The sequence below is a fragment of the Streptomyces sp. NPDC007264 genome, from assembly GCF_042869095.1.
Classification (GTDB): Bacteria; Actinomycetota; Actinomycetes; order Streptomycetales; family Streptomycetaceae; genus Streptomyces.
In genome coordinates this window covers 159,206-174,940 of sequence record NZ_JBIAFD010000007.1, presented here as the reverse complement: position 1 = coordinate 174,940, position 15,735 = coordinate 159,206, and the positions used below count along the sequence as shown (strand labels likewise).

Below are 15,735 nucleotides of genomic sequence, written 5' to 3'. Positions count from 1 at the left end.
GGAGGCTCCCCCCGGACCCTAGAAACTCCAGGACACCGTGTGGTCCAGCTGCACGACGGTCGCCAGGACCACCAGGTCCGCGAGGCCGAGACCGAGACCGAGGAACGCACGGCCCCGGCGGCGGGTGCCGCGCCACAGGGCCACGAGCGCCAGGGTGATGGCGACCGGGCCGAGGAAGACGTTCAGCACGAGGAGTCCGAGCAGGCCCAGGATGAAGGACGCGACGGCCATGCCGTCCGCGTCGCGTGCGCCGTCCCGGAGGGCCGGGGCGGTGGTGTGCTCGGTGCGTGCGGCGATGAGATGCATGGTGCGGTCAGCTCCAACGATCGGTCGGTGCGGGGCGGTCAGCGGGCCGAGGTGTGCCGGTGGCGGCCGTGCCGCTCACGGACCGCGAAGACCACGAGCCACACGGCGATGACGGACGCGGCGACAAGGGTGAAGGAGAGCGGGGCGTGGGCCACGGTGCCCAGGATGGCGCCCAGCAGCAGGAGTGCGGCGACGAGGAACAGCATGGGATGAGATCCCCCTCCGAGATGCCTCGGTCGACGTTCGGCGAACAGATGAGTGAACATTTGTGGTTACAGTTGTTCACTGACTCCTCAGTCTAGCGCGTCGGACGGGTTCCCAATCCCGGAGAACAGTTGTTAACTGCATGGCATGAGTCACACCCTCGGCATCCGGCAGGCCCAGAAGCAGAAGACCCGGCAGGCGCTTCTGGACGCCGCGCTGGCCCTGCTGGAGGAGCAGAGCCTGAGCAGCCTGGGCCTGCGCGAGGTCACCCGCGCGGTCGGCGTCGCCCCGACCGCCTTCTACCGGCACTTCCGCTCCACCGCGGACCTGGGCGTGGAACTGGTGGAGGAGGCTCTCGGCAGCCTCCACCCGATGATCGGGTCCACGGTCTCCGCGGCCGGCGACAGCGACGAACGCATCGTCCGCGCCGTCGGCCTGATCGCCCGCCACGTGGACGCGTACCCCGCACACGTACGGTTCATCGCACGCGAGCGGCACGGCGGCGTGCAGCCGGTGCGGGAGGCGATCCGGCGTCAACTCGCCAGGTTCGCGGAGGAGGTGAAGGTCGCGCTGGCCGACCACCCGGAGTCCGCGGGGTGGAGCGACGAGGACCTGCTGATGCTGGCCGGCCTGTACGTCGACCAGATGCTGATGACGGCCTCCCAACTCCTGGAGGCGCTGGAGGGGCCCGCCGAGGAGCGGGACCGCGTGACCCGGATGGCGATCCGGCGACTGCGGCTGATCGACCTGGGACGCCGCCACTGGCAGGACTAGTCCCCCGCCCCGCGCACGAGGGGAACGGGGCAGCCCGAGGGGAGCGGGGCAGCCCGAGGGGAGCGGGGCAGCCGGGCCCGGGGTCCGGTGGGCCCGGGCTGATCCCCGCGCGAGGGAGCGGCCCCTGTGTGAAGGAGCGGCTCCCGCGGGAGGGGACGGCCCCCGCGCGAGGGGGCCCGCTCCCGCGGGAGCCGACCGCGGCCCCCGGCCCGGCCGAGCCGTGCCGGCGGGGGCCTCCTACGTCAGCCGAGCCTGACCCGGGCCAGCTGACGGGACTGTGCGACCAGACGGTCCGCGCTGTCCCACACCTCGGCGTCCTCTTCCAGGAAGCCGCCGGCGAGGTTGCGCGTGGTGATCGAGACCCGCAGCGGTCCGGGAGCCGGGCGGGAGCGGACGTGCACCGTCAGCTCGACCGTCGGCACCCAGCCGGAGAGCCCGAGCTCGAAGGCGGTGGGCGGCAGCGCGTCGACCGCCAGGAGCAGCGAGAGCGGATCCGCGTCGCGGCCGTCGGCGAGCCCGAACCAGCCTCGCATCTCCCCCTTCCCGGACGGCGAGCCGAGCGCCCAGCCCAGGGTGGCGGGGTCGAGCTTGAGCATCAGCCGGTCGGTGATGGCCGAGCTGCCGGGGACCGGCGCCGGACCGTCGCCGGCACCGAGGCACTGGTCGATCGGCGGGAGGGCGGGGGGTGTCGCGCTCGTACGGACGTCGTCGGGCAGGGAGTCCAGGTCGCCGTAGGAGGCGAGGACGCGGATCCGTTCGATCTCGCGCCCCTCGTCGTCGAACTGGAACAGCGACGCCTGACCGGTGGACAGGGTGCGGCCGGTGCGGACGACGTCCGTGCGCACCACCGCGGGGCCGGGCTGCGACGCGGTGAGGTAGTGCGCGGAGACCGTGAACGGGTCCGCGTGCGGCAGGGCGTCTCCGAGGGCCCGGCCCAGAACGGCCAGCAGATACCCTCCGTTGACGGCGTTGACGATCGTCCAGCCGTCGGAGAGGTCGATGTCGTAGACGCCGGGTTCACGGCGGGCGACCGCGGTGTCGCGGTCGAACTCGCTGGCGCCGATCGCGGCCCGGGCGGCCCGTGCGGTAGCTGCTTCTGGCATGCCTGAACCGTACAATAAGAAATTACTAAGCGGTCGCTTTCGTCGGTTTCGGCTTCGTGACGTTTCACCCGGCCACCCGCACACTTCCGGCCGGTGAGGGGTGAGATTTCGGCAATTTCTCGGTAAGTGTCCGCACTCGTCCGTCACCGACGGGACCGGTTCTCCCTCTCACAGGACGTACGACCAGACCCGTTCGTTCACAGGAAGAGCCGCACACGCCGATGAGCCTCACCGGGACGCCGTTCCTCCTCACGTCGATCGCCCTCGTGGCGGCCGCCCTCATCCTGCCCCTGCTCCTGTGGTCCCGGATCCGCGGCCCCGTGCTCCTGCGTCACGCCGCCCGGATGGTCATGCTGCTGTTCGCGCAGGCGACGGCGATCACCCTGGTCTTCGTCCTGGTGAACAACAGCAACAACCTGTACGACAACTGGGCCGACCTGCTCGGCACCGGCAACCACGTGGCCCAGGCCGCCGACCTGGGCCCGGACGGCACCGGCGGAATCCAGGTCAGCACCCTGCCGAAGGTCCGCCAGACGTTCCGGCAGGCCGACGGGCCGGGCATGCACGCGGCCGGCGGCGTGCGCGTCACCCAGCTCAAGGGGCGGGTGTCCGGCGTCCACGCCGAGGTCTATGTGTGGCTGCCTCCGCAGTACGGCGAACCCGCCTACAGGAACCACAAGTTCCCGGTCGTGGAACTGCTGTCGGGCTACCCCGGCTCGGCCAAGGCGTGGTTCGGCTCGCTGAAGGTGCACGAGCAGCTGCTGCCGCTGATGCGCAGCGGGCAGGTGGCGCCGTTCATCCTGGTGTCGCCGCGCACCAACCTGATCGCCAAGGTCGACACCGGCTGCGCCAACATCCCCGGCGCCGTGAACGCCGACACCTGGCTCAGCATCGACGTGCCCAAGATGGTGACGGACAACTTCCGCGCCCAGCCCGCGCCGAACGGCTGGGCGACGGCCGGCTACTCCGCGGGGGCGCACTGCGCGACGAAACTCACGGTCGCGCACCCCGACCGCTACCGGGCCGCGATCAGCCTGTCCGGCTACAACGACCCCATCGGCGAAAGCCATTCGCTCGCCACGCAGAGCCTGCGGCTGCGGCGCGAGAACAACCCCTTCTTCCTGCTCAAGGGCCGGCCCGCCCCGCCCCGCATCTCGCTGTACCTGTCCGGCCAGTACGGCGACGGCTACCAGGCGGCCGCGGCGCTGGAGGCGATCGCCAAACCGCCGACGGTGGTCCGCGCGATGCTGATCCCGCACAGCGCCGGCGGGCACAGCATGGCCCTGTGGCGGCCGCAGATCCCTCCGGCGTTCACCTGGCTGACCCGGCAGCTGTCCGGCCGGCCGGCCACGGCGACTACTCCTCCGCGACGGTTGAGCGCCGGTTCCAGGCGCGCGGAGCTCGCCAGTGGAACCTCATCGCCAGCAGGCGTAGTACGAAAGCGGTGACGACCGCGAGGCCCGAGGTGAGCGGGGTCAGCGCGTCCCAGCGGATGCACAGCGCGACCAGTGCGGCGCCCACGATCGCCGGCACCGCGTACAGGTCGCGGTCCCAGCGCAGCAGTGAGGGCACCTCGTTGGCGAGGACGTCGCGCAGGACGCCACCGCCCACCGCCGTGGCGAGGCCGAGGGCCGCGGACGACGTCAGGCCGAGTCCGTGGTCGTACGCCTTCGTCGTCCCGGCGACGCAGAACAGGCCGAGGCCGGCCGCATCGAAGACGTTGACGGCCACCTGGATCCGCTCCACCTGCGGGTGGAGGAAGAAGACCAGGAGGGCGGCCAGCAGCGGGGTCAGGAAGTACCCCAGGTCCGTGAAGGCGGCCGGTGGCACCGCGCCGATGACGAGGTCGCGGAACAGCCCTCCGCCCAGCGCGGTGACCTCGGCGAGCACCGCGATGCCGAAGACGTCGAAGTTCTTGCGCACGGCCAGCAGCGCACCGGAGATCGCGAAGACGAAGATGCCGACGACGTCCAGCGTGTGCTGGACGGAGGGGCTGAACAGTTGCAGGATCACCCTTACATTCTCACCCATCAAAGGCGGTGAGCCTTACAAACGCAAGGTGTATGGCTCCAACAGTTGAGATTGCAAGGCCGCCTGTGATCCCTTACAGGGCGTCGCAGATGCTGCGGAAGACCCGGGCGTGCGCGCCGGACCAGTAACCGCTGGTCGCCACCGGCAGGCTGGAGAACTTCACGACGACCACCTCCGCCGTGGGGTCGATCCACAGGTACTGCCCGTAGATCCCGGTCGCGTAGACGCTGCCGTGGTCGTCACCGGTCACCCACCAGTGGTTGCGGTAGGAGCCCCGGGGGTGCACGGTCCGGAAGACGGTGCCGTCCGCGGCGGCGACATCACCACCGCTCAGGATCGCCGCCACCCAGTCGGCCGGGACCACCTGGCGGTCGCCGACGGCTCCCTGCTCCAGGACCATGCGGCCGACCAGGCTGAGGTCACGCGCGGTGGCGGACATGCCTCCGTTGGCGAAGGCGAAGCCGACCGGGTCGACCGTGATCTGGGCGTCCTCGTGGGTCGGAAGGTGCCGCCAGAGTCTCGCGGAGAGCAGATCCGGGTAGCGGACGCCGGTCACCCGCTCCGCCACCCAGGCCAGCACGTCGGTCGCGGCCGAGCAGTACTGGAAGCGGCCCCCGTGCTCACCGGCCGCCCGTAGCGAGGCGAGGAACTCGAAGGTGGTGCCGGGGTCGCCGTCGAGGCGCGGCCGCCAGCCCGCCAGGCGGTCCTGCAACTGCACGTGGGAGGCCGGATCGTGGTAGTCCTCGCTGTACTCGACCGCCGCGGTCATGTCGAGGATCTGCTGGAGGGTGGCCGTCCCGAACGCCGAACCGGCCAGTTCCGGCACGTACCGGTGCGCCGGCTCGGCGAGCTCGACGGTCCCCTCGCCGACCAGTTGCCCGATCAGCAGGGCGCACAGCGACTTGGAGACGGACATCAGCAGATGCCTGCGGCGACGGTCCATGACGCCGCCGTACATCTCGTACCGGACACCGGACCGGTCGCTGATCACCAGAGCGTCCGTGGCCGAGAGGGCCAGGAACCGCTCGAGGGTGACCCGTGACTGCTCCAGCGGGACCGGGAGGTGCGCGATGCGCGGGTCCTCGGAGCCCCTCGGTCCTTCCTCCTCCGGCCAGGCGGCGCCCCGGATCGTCGCGGTCGGAACGATCTCCTCCACGTGGGCGAAGCCCCACCGGCTCAAGGGCGCGTCCTGCCAGTTGTCCAACGTGATGGGCCAGGGACGGCCGCCGATGCCCACCTGGACCCGGCCGTTGCCGGCCGGCTGGTCCATGACCGGCCCGGTGTCCTTGGTGCGGGTCACGCGGAACTCCTCTTCGTGGCGGAACCGGCCTCTTCGGCCAGGTGGCAGGCGACGTCGTGGCCGTTGAGGGGCCGCAACAGCGGGATGGTGGTGGAGCAGGAGCCGGCGGGCGTGGCCCGCGCCACCGGGCACCGCGGCCGGAAACCGCATCCGGTGGCCGGGGTCCCGGCTCCGACGGTGTCGACGGGGTCCGTGGCGAGGGCACCCGGGCCGAGCAGGCGTTCCCGGCCCTGTCCGGGAATCGCGTCCAGCAGGTTGCGGGTGTACGGGTGGGAGGGCGCCGCGAGGACGCTGTCCGCCGGCCCCTGTTCGACCAGGCGCCCGCGGTACATCACCCCGACCGTGTCGCTCATGTGACGGATGACGTCGAGGTCGTGGGAGATCAGCAGATAGGTCAGGCCGTGCTCGTGCTTGAGGTCGAGCAGCAGGTTCAGGATCTGGGCCTGCACCGACACATCGAGGGCCGAGGTGGGCTCGTCGAGGACCAGGAGGGCCGGTCGGGTCGCCAGGGCACGCCCGATACCCACCCGCTGGCACTGGCCGCCGGACAGTTCGTGCGGCATGCGCTCGCCGTGGCCACCGGTCAGTCCCACCTGGTCCAGCAGGACGGCGACGCGCCGCTCGACCTCGTGGCGCGGCAGCCCCTGCAGCCGCAGGGGCTCGGCGATGCTGGCCGCGGCGGTGCGCCGCGGGTTGAGTGCGGCGACCGGGTTCTGGAAGACCATGGCCGCCTCGCGGCGCAGCCGGCGCAGCGTGCTTCCGCGCGCGCTTGCGACATCCGTCCCGTTCACGGTGGAGCCGCCGCCCGTGGGGCGGATCAGTCCCAGGGCGGCCCTGGCCAGGGTGCTCTTGCCCGAACCGGACTCACCGACCAGACCGAAGGTGGTGCCCTCGGCCACGGAGAGGCTGACCTCCGCCACCGCCCGGGTGCTCCCCCGGGCGCGGGCGGCACGTGAGCGGAACTCGACGACGAGGTCGCGCACCTCGAGGACTGCCCGGCTCACGGCGTCGTCTCCACAGGACATGCGACCTCCTGGGTCGGCCCCACGGCGATCAGCCGCGGGTCGGAGTCGGTACAGACGTCCCGTGCCACCGGGCAGCGCTCCGCGAAGGCGCAGCCGCGCACGCTTCCCGGATCGCTCGGCACCGAGCCGGGGATCGCCGTGAGGGGCCGTCCCGGCGCGCCCTGTCCGGGCACGGCTCCCAGCAGGCCCCGGGTATAGGGGTGCCGGGGGTGGCGGAGCACCTCGCCGGTCCGCCCGTGCTCGACGACCCGGCCGGCGTACATCACGGCGGTGGAGTCGCAGACATCGGCGACCACGCCGAGATTGTGGGTGATCAACAGGACGGTGAAGCCCGACTCGGCCTGCAGTTCCAGGACGAGCCGCATGATCTGCCGGGCCACGGTGACATCGAGAGCGGTGGTCGGCTCGTCGAGGATGAGCAGGCGGGGACCGCTGATCAGCGCCATGGCGATCATCGCGCGTTGCAGCATGCCGCCGGAGAGCTCATGGGGGAACGACGCGGCGACCCGGCCGGGGTCGGGCAGTCCGACCCGGCCGAGGTGGTCGAGGGCGGTGGTGTCGGCACTCCTGCGGTCCAGCCCCAGGTGCCGCCGGGCGACCTGACGCAGCTGCCTGCCGATGCTCAGCACGGGGTTGAAGGCCGTCCCGGGGTCCTGGAAGACCAGCGAGATCGAGCCGCCGCGCAGTGCCGCACGCCGGTCCGGAGGCAGTGTGGTCAGCTCCGTCCCCTCCAGGCGGATGCTGCCGCTCACCCGGGCCTGCGCGGGCAGCAGGCCCAGGATCGCCATCCCGGTCAGGGTCTTGCCGCACCCGCTCTCGCCGACGATCCCGAGGACCTGCCCGGACGGTACGGCCAGGTCGACGCCGCGCACCGGCCGGCTGGGCGGCAGGTCGCGGCGGGGGAAGGACACGGCCAGGTCCGTCACTTCCAGCAAGGTGCTCATGAACGTACCGACCTGGGGTCGAGGAGGTCCCGCAGGGAGTCTCCGAGCAGGTTGAAACCGAGCACGGTGGCGAAGATGGCCAGGCCCGGGAAGGTGGAGATCCACCAGGAGTCGAACAGGGAGGCGCGGCCCTCGGCGACCATCAGGCCCCAGTCGGGGGACGGCGCCTGGGCGCCCAGGCCGAGGAAGGCCAGGGAGCCGGCGGCCAGGATCACGGAGCCCAGGTCGACGGTCGCCTGCACCAGGATCGGGCCGAGGCAGTTGCGCACGATGTGGCGGTAGAGGATGGCCGGCACCGGCACGCCCATGGAGCGTGCCGCCTCCACGAAGGGCCGGTCGCGCAGCGAGCGTGCCTCGGCGCGCACCAGGCGTGCGTACCACGGCCACCAGCTCACCGCGAGGGCGATGCCGGCGTGGAACAGTCCGGGGCCGAGGAGGGCGACCGTGACCATGGCCAGCAGCAGCGGTGGGAAGGACTGGAACAGCTCGGTGACGCGGGAGATCACCTGGTCGACCCAGCCTCCGCGGTAGCCGGCGAGCGCACCGAGCGGCACTCCGACGAACGCGGCGACCGCCACGACGGCCAGCGAGACCAGCAGTGCCGGCTGGGCGCCGAAGACGATGCGGGACAGCACGTCCCGGCCGACCTCGTCGGTGCCGAACCAGTGGGCCGCGCCGGGGGCGAGGCCGCGGGCCGCGACGTCCGCGGTGCCGCGGCCCTGTTCGGGATAGGGGGCGAGCAACGGCGCGCAGAGGGAGAGCACGACCAGGCCCGCCACGATCAGCACGCCCACGGTCCCGAAGCGGTCCCGGCGTGCGACGCGGAGCAGCCGCTGGACGGTTCCGGGCCGGGCGGGGACGGCGTCGGCGGCTTCGGCGGTGGTCGCCTTGGCGAGGCTGGAGGTCATGACGTCCTCACTCGGGGGTCGATCTTCGCCTGGAGGAGGTCCACGGCGGCGTTGGCGACGAGGTAGCCGACCGCGCCGAGAAGGGTGACGGCCATGATGGACGGATAGTCCACGGCGAGCATCGTCTCGGTCGCGAACTGCCCGATGCCCGGCCAGTTGAAGACCGTCTCCACGAAGAAGGTGCCGGTCAGCGAGTAGGCGACGGCCATGCCGAGGACGGTCAGCGTGGGCGGGAGCGCATTGCGCAGGGCGAGCGACCAGACGATGACCGGCTCCCGCAGGCCGTAGGCCCGGGCCGCGGTGATGTGGCCCTGCGACAGCACTTCGATCATGGAGGCGCGGGTCATCCGGGCGACCAGTCCCAACGGGTAGGCGGCCAGGGTGACCGCCGGCAGGATCAGATGGCCGAAACCGTCGCTGAAGGCCGTCCAGTTGCCGGTGAGCACACTGTCGAGCAGCGGAAAGCCGGTGACACCGCGGATCGGGTCGGTGAACTTCAGGGTGTTGCTGAACTCTCCGGTGGCGGGGAAGAGGTGCAGCCGGTCCACGAAGAGCACCTGGAGCAGCAGCCCGAGCCAGAAGGCCGGCATGGACACCCCGCCGATCGACAGCAGGCGGATCAGCCCGTCGAGCCGGCCGCCGGGGCGGGTGGCCGCCACCACGCCGAGGACCGTGCCGAGCAGTGCGGCGAGCACCATGGCGGCGCCGATCAGCTCCAGCGTGGCGGGCAGCCGGCCGGCGATCTCGCCGAGCACGGAGCGTTTGGTGGTCAGCGAGTAGCCCCAGTCACCGCGTACCAGCCCGGACAGGTATTTCCCGTACTGGACGGTCAGCGGCTGGTCCAGGCCGAGTTCGGCGCGCAGCCGGGCGGTCTGGGCGGCGGTCGCCTTGGGGCCGATGTAGGCCACGGCGGGATCGCTGGGCAGGACCCTCGCCAGAACGAAGGTGCCCATGGTCAAGGTCAGCAGGACAGCTGCCGACGAGGCCACCAGCCGTGCGAGATGTCGGAACATGTCCTTCGGTTCTCCAGTGTCGGTCTGCGGGGGTGTTCCGGCGGCAGGCCGCCGGAACCCGGCCCGAGGTCACGCGCCGGCGGGCTTCATCGAGGCGAAGAACACCGTGAAGGGATAGTTCTCGTTGAACCGGAATCCTTCAATCCTCTTGGGGACCACATAGACGGCCCGCGCGTCGTAGAGGGACAGTCCGGGCGCCTCGTCGTGGAGGACCTTCATGGCCTGGGCGTACAGCTCCTTGGCCCCGGCCGGGTCGGTGCCGGTCAGCGTGCCCGCCTTGTCGACCAGCCCGTCGTAGCGGGCGTTCTTCCAGTAGCTCAGGTTGAAGGACGGCTTGGCGCTGCTGTGGTAGAGCGAGAAGAGGTTGTCCGACCCGGCGTCGCTGTAGGTGGGCCAGTAGTAGAGGACGAACATGTCCTGGGCGGTGGCCGGGCCGGCCTTGGCGGCCTCCCACTGCTGGTTGAAGAGCTTGGACGTGACGTTCACGGTCACGCCGACCTTGGCGTACGCGTCCTTGATCAGCGGGACGAACCGGGCCTCGGCCTGGTTCTCGGCGGCGTAGGTGAGGTTGAGGGTGAAGCCGCCCTTGGGACGGCCCGCCTCGGCGAGCAGCGCCCTGGCCTTGTCGAGGTCCTGGGTGTAGGCGGGGACGGTGGGGTCGGAGGGGAAGATGCCCTGGGGCACCGGTCCGTGCGCCTGTGTTCCGTAGCCCTGGGCACCGACGGTGATGATGTCCTTGTACGGGGTGGCGTACGACAGGGCGCGACGGACCCTGGGGTCCTTCAGGGGTCCCCGGGTGGTGTTGAAGAAGGCGACGAAGTTGAACGGCGAGGCGTAGTCCCGGACCGTGTAGTCCCGCTTGCCCTTGAAGTCCTTGACGTTCTGCAGCGGGAAGGAGGTGGTGAAGTCGACCTCCTTGGCGGTGAGCATCTGCTGCGCGGTGACGGCGTCCGGCGTGATGCGCACGTCCACCGTCCGGTAGCCGGACGCGTGCCCCTTGTTCCAGTACGCGTCGTAACGGTCGAGCACGACCTCCTTGCCGGGGGTGTAGGAGGTGAGCCGGTAGGGGCCGGTGCCGCCGTCGGCGCCCTTGTTCTCGTAGTAGGACTTGTCCTTCGCGGCCGCGGCCAGCGCCTTGGGCGCGACGATCCAGGAGCCGTAGGTGGAGGAGGCTATGAGTTCCATGGGAGCGGCGTACTTGAGGTGCATCACGACCGTGTGGCGGTCGGGGGTGTCGATGGAGGCGAGCGGCGCCCAGATGAAGGACGCGCCGCTGTCCTTCTGTGCGGCCAGGATGCTCGCCTTCACCGCCGCGGCGTCCACCTTCTCGCCGTCGTGGAAGGTGATCCCCTGGCGGATCCTGAAGGTCCAGGTCTTGGCGTCCTGAGACTTCGTCCAGGACTCGGCGATCGCGGGGGTGTACTCCTCCACCGACCCCACCGGGTTCTTCCACAGCAGCGGCTCGTAGATGTTGCCGAGGTACATGGCCTCCGTGGAGAAGGACTTCACCGGGTCCAGGGTGGTGACGGCGGCCGACGACGCGACGGTCAGCACGGTGGCCCCTCGGCCGGTCGAGTCCGAGCCGGCGCAGGCGGTCAGGGTGAGGCCGCCGGCGGTGATCGCCGCCACGGCCGACAGGCCGAGTCGGCGTGGGGGAAGACGTCTCGGATGCACGGGGCACCTCCGGGGTTCGCAACGGGGGGAGGGATGGGATCCGGCCGCAGCGGCGGCGTTTCGGACAGTGTTGACCTGGGAGGTATAACTTGCAAATACCTGTCTTCCGTACTTCCCATGCCCTGGAGGCATAGTGGAGCTGCGCGTCCTTGAGTACTTCCTGTCGATCGTGGACCTGGGTTCGGTCACCGCCGCCTCCCAGGAGGTGCACGTCACGCAGCCGTCGCTGTCCCGCCAGATACGGCAGCTCGAGCACGAGCTCGGGCTGACGCTGTTCCGTCGCGGTGAGGGGGCCCTGCGGCTCAGCCCGGCCGGCCGGGCCTTCCTGCCCGTCGCCCGCGATCTGGTCGCCCGGGCCAGGCTGGCCCGGGACACGGCGCGCTCCATGGCCTCCGGCGCGGGCATCCCGCTGACCGTCATCGCCCCGGCCACCACCGTCACCGACGTGGTGGCCCCGTTCATCGTCGCCGGTGGCCCGCAGGGCCAGATCGTCGACGTCGTCGAGGCGTCCCCGCACGGTGTCTATGCGGCGCTCACCGTCGGCCAGGCCGACTTCGCCATCGGCACCCGGCCGCCCGGCTCGGAACTGGAGTATGTCGTCCTCGCCCAGGCCCCGGTCTGGGCCCAGGTCGCGCCCGACCATCCGTGGGCCGGCCGCGACCGGGTGAGGCTCGCCGACATCAGCAGCGGCCCGGTGATCGTCATGGACGAACTCCACGGGGTCCGCCGGGTTCTGGACGAGGCGGCGGCCAAGGCGGGCCTCGGGTACGACGCCGCCCACGTCGCCCGGGCGCCGGCGGTGGCCCAGGCACTCGCGGCGGCCGGCAAGGGTGCCTGCATCCTCTCCGACGACCCCCGCTTCGGGCTGCGGTCACTGCCGATCGATCTCGCCGACGGACCGCTGCTCGTCACCCTGTTCGGCGCCTGGGACCCGACCCACTACGCGGCCTCGCAGATCCGGGCCTGCCTGGACGATCTCGCCCGGTTCTGCCGGGAGCTGTTCGGCCCGGCCGGGTGACGGGCCGTCACCCGCCCATGCGCCAGCGGCATGAGGCACCGCCATGACAGGCATTCGACAAACTTCACCGGGCCGGAGCACGGTTCTGCATCACAGATGCCCGCGCCGCACAAGAACGGTGGAGCAGCATGAGAAACAGCAGAATCAGCAAGGCCCTGGCGGCCCTGGTCGTGGTGGTGGGCCTGCCCCTCACCGGCGCCGGCAGGGCATCGGCCACCACGGTCACCCCCGTCCCGGGTGACCCCCTCACCGGCAGCGGCTCGGTCAGCCGCACGCTGCTGACCCGTGCGGACCTGACCACCGGAAGCAGCACGGCACCGGTCGACGACTCCGCCTTCGCCCTGCCGGCCGGCGCGGCGCCGCCGAGCCACACCTTCGAGGGCACCCTCACGCTGAACGGGACCGCGACCGGCGGCGGGTTCAGCGAGCTGGTCGACACCTACAACCGGACCTCGTTCAGGGACTCGGTGTGGAAGCACCTGCCGCCCGTGTCGGTCACCTTCGTCCAGAACGGCAGCCATCTGATCCCCACGGTCCGCGGCCTGACCTACACGGGGTCGACGGTCTGGAACCTGGCCACGGGCCCCGGCAGGGTCTGGGACGAGAACGCGGACAACGGGATGACCCGCGCCTCCTTCCCCTTCGCGCTCGTCGAGCGGAACGCCAACTGCGTCCACAACGGCGAGATGACCTTCCTGTTCGACTCCAGCACCATCACCAAGGTGCGCTACCAGGTCACCCAGGAGACCTGCGAGTACCAGAAGTTCACCATGTGGGGGCAGCTGTCCGCCGGGTACACCCGTGCGACGGTCCCCGACGGCCCCGCCGTCGAGAACGCCTACGCGGCCGAGGTCGCCGACCGGCTGCCCACCAAGCCGATCAGCGCGCTGGCCACCGACTACCCCGGCGCCGGCATCGACCTCAGCCAGTTCGGGGCAGGGGTCACCCCGGCCGACATGACCTCCTACGGGCTGTTCGTCAACGGCGTCAACTACACCTCCGGCTGCACCACCCGCTACGGCGGCTACGCCTTCTGCTCCGAGATGCTGCTGCCGTCGTACTCCACCGCGAAGACGGCCTTCGCCGGCGTGGCCGCGATGCGGCTGCAGCAGCTCTACGGCGACGGCGTCACCCAGGAGCTCATCAGGACCTGGGTGCCCGAGACGGCCTCCGGTTCCGGTGACTGGTCGGGCGTCACACTGGACGACGCGCTCGACATGGCGACCGGCAACTACACCTCGTCCGGCTACGAGGTGGACGAGGGCGGGACGCAGATGTCCAACTTCTTCACCGCCGAGGCGTACACGTCCAAGATGGCCGACGCCCTGGTCTTCCCCCATCAGGCGGCCCCCGGCACCCAGTGGGTCTACCACAGCTCGGACACGTTCCTGGCCGCCCGCGCCGAGAACAACTACCTGCGGTCCAGGGCCGGCAGCGGCGCCGACATCTTCAACCTCCTCCGCGACGACGTGCTCACCCCGCTGCACGTCGGTCCCGACTCGCTGGCCGGCGAGCGCACCGACAACTCCGCCACCGGTGTGCCCTTCGGCGGCTACGGCATGTTCTGGACCCAGGACTCGATCGCCAAGGTCGCCGGGTTCCTCAACAACGACTCGGGCCGGATCGCCGGGGCCCAGGTGATCAGTCCCACCGCCCTGGCGGCCGCCATGCAGCGCGACCCGGCCGACCGCGGGCTGGTCACCACGGGCACGACGCCCTTCCGGTACAACAACGGCGTGTGGGCGAAGCAGTTCACCCCGGCCGCCTACCCGCAGTACAGCTGTTCCTTCTACGTGCCGTTCATGTCCGGCTTCGGCGGCATCACCGTGGCCATGGCACCCAACGGCGCCACGTACTACTACTTCAGCGACAACGACGAGTACTCCTGGTCCGGCGCCGTGAACGAGACCGACAAGATCAGTCCCATGTGCTGACCAAGCCGAACGGGAGAGTGCCGTGAGTCCCTCAGGGCGGGCCGTCGATCAGACGGACGCCCGGGACCCGGCACTCTCCCGTTCGGTATGCGCATGACGTCGCCGAGCGGTCATGCGTCACGTGTCGCCGGACCCCCGGCGGTCGGCCTCCGGCCCCTCCTCGGAGGGCGCCTCCGCGGCGGTCCCTTCGGTCGGCTCCTCCGCGGCGGCACCTCCGGCCGGCTCCTCCGCGGCTGCCTCCTCGGCTGCCTCTTCGGCCGACGTCTCCGCAGGCGCCTCAGCCTGGGTCTCCGCCTCCGCCTCCGCCTCGACCTCGGCCTCCACGGACGCCGCCGCCTCGGCCTCCACCTCCGCGGCCACCGCCGCCGACGTCTCCGCCGACTCCGCCAGGACCTCGTCGGCCACCAGCTTCGCCGCCTCCTTGGCGTCGGACAGCAGCACCGTGTCCTGCGGCGCCTGGTCCTCGAAGTTCTCCGGGTGGTGGCAGGCCACCCGCTGTCCCGGCTTCAGCTCCAGGAGCTGCGGCTCGGTCGTGCGGCAGATCTCCGTCGCCTTCCAGCACCGGGTGTGGAAGCGGCAGCCGCTCGGCGGCGCGATCGGTGAGGGGACGTCGCCCTGGAGCAGGATGCGCTCGCTCTTCGCCGCCTTGCGCCTCGGGTCCGGGATCGGCACCGCCGACATCAGCGCCTTGGTGTAGGGGTGCATCGGCGCCTTGTACAGCGAGTCGCGGTCGGCGAGCTCGACGATCTTGCCGAGGTACATCACCGCGATCCGGTCCGAGACGTGCCGGACCACCGAGAGGTCGTGCGCGATGATCACGTATGTCAGGCCGAGTTCCTCCTGGAGGTCGTCCAGCAGGTTCACGACCTGCGCCTGGATCGACACGTCCAGCGCGGAGACCGGCTCGTCGGCCACGACCAGCTTGGGGTTGAGCGCGAGCGCGCGGGCGATGCCGATGCGCTGGCGCTGACCGCCGGAGAACTCGTGCGGATAGCGGTTGTAGTGCTCGGGGTTGAGGCCCACGACCGACAGCAGCCGCTGTACTTCCTTCTTGATGCCGCCCTCGGGCGTGACACCCTGCAGCCGGAAGGGAGCGCCCACGATGGTGCCGATCGTGTGCCGCGGGTTCAACGACGAGTAGGGGTCCTGGAAGATCATCTGCACGTCGCGGCGCAGCGGGCGCATCCCGCCGACGCCCAGGTGCGTGATGTCCCGGCCCTCGAACTCGATCGTCCCGGCGGTCGGTTCGAGCAGCCGGGTGATCAGCCGGCCCATCGTCGACTTGCCGCAGCCGGACTCGCCCACCACGCCGAGCGTCTCACCGGCCTTGACCTCGAAGTCCAGACCGTCGACGGCGCGCACCGCACCGACCTGGCGCTGGAGCAGGCCCTTGCGGATCGGGAAGTGCTTCTGGAGCCCGGTGACCTTCAGCAGGGTCTCGCCGGGGGCGGCCTCCTCGGTGAGGGTGGCACCGCCGGTCTGCGCAGGAATCGTCACTGCC

At 71.0% G+C, this 15,735-nt stretch carries 15 protein-coding genes; 4 read left to right on the top strand and 11 right to left on the bottom strand.

The features are described 5' to 3' along the window. Nucleotides 1-18: 18 nt before the first annotated feature. Nucleotides 19-306: a DUF4190 domain-containing protein gene (locus ACFYMU_RS14225; protein ID WP_388372519.1), complete on the bottom strand. Its 288-nt coding sequence runs from the start codon at nucleotides 304-306 to the stop codon at nucleotides 19-21. Between the two features lie 38 nt (nucleotides 307-344). Then, entirely contained in the window at nucleotides 345-512 is a 168-nt protein-coding gene (locus ACFYMU_RS14220; protein ID WP_388372517.1) for a hypothetical protein, read from the bottom strand. 145 nt (nucleotides 513-657) lie between these two features. On the opposite strand from ACFYMU_RS14220, the gene ACFYMU_RS14215 reads away from it, so the two are divergent. Beyond that, on the top strand, nucleotides 658-1,284 hold the full coding sequence (locus ACFYMU_RS14215; RefSeq protein ID WP_388372515.1) for a TetR family transcriptional regulator: 627 nt from the start codon (nucleotides 658-660) through the stop codon (nucleotides 1,282-1,284). A gap of 242 nt (nucleotides 1,285-1,526) precedes the next feature. Here ACFYMU_RS14215 and ACFYMU_RS14210 read toward each other — a convergent pair whose 3' ends face one another. Next, nucleotides 1,527-2,387 carry a thioesterase family protein gene (locus ACFYMU_RS14210; protein WP_388372513.1) on the bottom strand — a complete coding sequence of 287 codons (861 nt, stop codon included), beginning with the start codon at nucleotides 2,385-2,387 and terminating at the stop codon, nucleotides 1,527-1,529. 221 nt (nucleotides 2,388-2,608) lie between these two features. Between ACFYMU_RS14210 and ACFYMU_RS14205 the strand changes: the two genes are divergently transcribed. Further along, the gene (locus ACFYMU_RS14205) at nucleotides 2,609-3,835 is read left to right on the top strand and encodes an alpha/beta hydrolase (protein ID WP_388372511.1); all 1,227 of its coding nucleotides are present in this window, start codon (nucleotides 2,609-2,611) and stop codon (nucleotides 3,833-3,835) included. Here ACFYMU_RS14205 and ACFYMU_RS14200 read toward each other — a convergent pair. From ACFYMU_RS14200 to ACFYMU_RS14170, 7 genes are all read right to left on the bottom strand, one after another. Beyond that, nucleotides 3,744-4,400: a trimeric intracellular cation channel family protein gene (locus tag ACFYMU_RS14200; protein ID WP_388372509.1), complete on the bottom strand. Its 657-nt coding sequence runs from the start codon at nucleotides 4,398-4,400 to the stop codon at nucleotides 3,744-3,746. The two genes, ACFYMU_RS14205 and ACFYMU_RS14200, sit on opposite strands and share 92 nt — an antisense overlap. Nucleotides 4,401-4,491: 91 nt before the next feature. Further along, nucleotides 4,492-5,718: a serine hydrolase domain-containing protein gene (locus ACFYMU_RS14195; protein WP_388372507.1), complete on the bottom strand. Its 1,227-nt coding sequence runs from the start codon at nucleotides 5,716-5,718 to the stop codon at nucleotides 4,492-4,494. Further along, nucleotides 5,715-6,722: an oligopeptide/dipeptide ABC transporter ATP-binding protein gene (locus ACFYMU_RS14190; protein ID WP_388372505.1), complete on the bottom strand. Its 1,008-nt coding sequence runs from the start codon at nucleotides 6,720-6,722 to the stop codon at nucleotides 5,715-5,717. Before ACFYMU_RS14190 ends, ACFYMU_RS14195 begins: the two co-directional genes overlap by 4 nt. Beyond that, nucleotides 6,719-7,687, bottom strand: coding sequence for an ABC transporter ATP-binding protein (locus ACFYMU_RS14185; protein ID WP_388372503.1), 969 nt, complete (start codon nucleotides 7,685-7,687; stop codon nucleotides 6,719-6,721). Before ACFYMU_RS14185 ends, ACFYMU_RS14190 begins: the two co-directional genes overlap by 4 nt. Then, a complete protein-coding gene (locus tag ACFYMU_RS14180) occupies nucleotides 7,684-8,595 on the bottom strand; it encodes an ABC transporter permease (RefSeq protein ID WP_388372501.1) in 912 nt (303 codons plus the stop codon). Before ACFYMU_RS14180 ends, ACFYMU_RS14185 begins: the two co-directional genes overlap by 4 nt. After that, complete coding sequence (locus ACFYMU_RS14175) at nucleotides 8,592-9,608, bottom strand: ABC transporter permease (protein WP_388372499.1); 1,017 nt, start codon at nucleotides 9,606-9,608, stop codon at nucleotides 8,592-8,594. Before ACFYMU_RS14175 ends, ACFYMU_RS14180 begins: the two co-directional genes overlap by 4 nt. 69 nt (nucleotides 9,609-9,677) lie before the next feature. Next, entirely contained in the window at nucleotides 9,678-11,282 is a 1,605-nt protein-coding gene (locus ACFYMU_RS14170; RefSeq protein WP_388372497.1) for an ABC transporter substrate-binding protein, read from the bottom strand. 133 nt (nucleotides 11,283-11,415) lie between these two features. On the opposite strand from ACFYMU_RS14170, the gene ACFYMU_RS14165 reads away from it, so the two are divergent. Both ACFYMU_RS14165 and ACFYMU_RS14160 read left to right on the top strand, forming a co-directional pair. Beyond that, nucleotides 11,416-12,300: a LysR family transcriptional regulator gene (locus tag ACFYMU_RS14165; protein WP_388372495.1), complete on the top strand. Its 885-nt coding sequence runs from the start codon at nucleotides 11,416-11,418 to the stop codon at nucleotides 12,298-12,300. Between the two features lie 128 nt (nucleotides 12,301-12,428). Further along, nucleotides 12,429-14,234: a hypothetical protein gene (locus ACFYMU_RS14160; RefSeq protein WP_388372493.1), complete on the top strand. Its 1,806-nt coding sequence runs from the start codon at nucleotides 12,429-12,431 to the stop codon at nucleotides 14,232-14,234. A gap of 117 nt (nucleotides 14,235-14,351) precedes the next feature. Here ACFYMU_RS14160 and ACFYMU_RS14155 read toward each other — a convergent pair whose 3' ends face one another. Continuing rightward, nucleotides 14,352-15,731 carry an ABC transporter ATP-binding protein gene (locus ACFYMU_RS14155; protein ID WP_388372491.1) on the bottom strand — a complete coding sequence of 460 codons (1,380 nt, stop codon included), beginning with the start codon at nucleotides 15,729-15,731 and terminating at the stop codon, nucleotides 14,352-14,354. Nucleotides 15,732-15,735 lie beyond the last annotated feature (4 nt).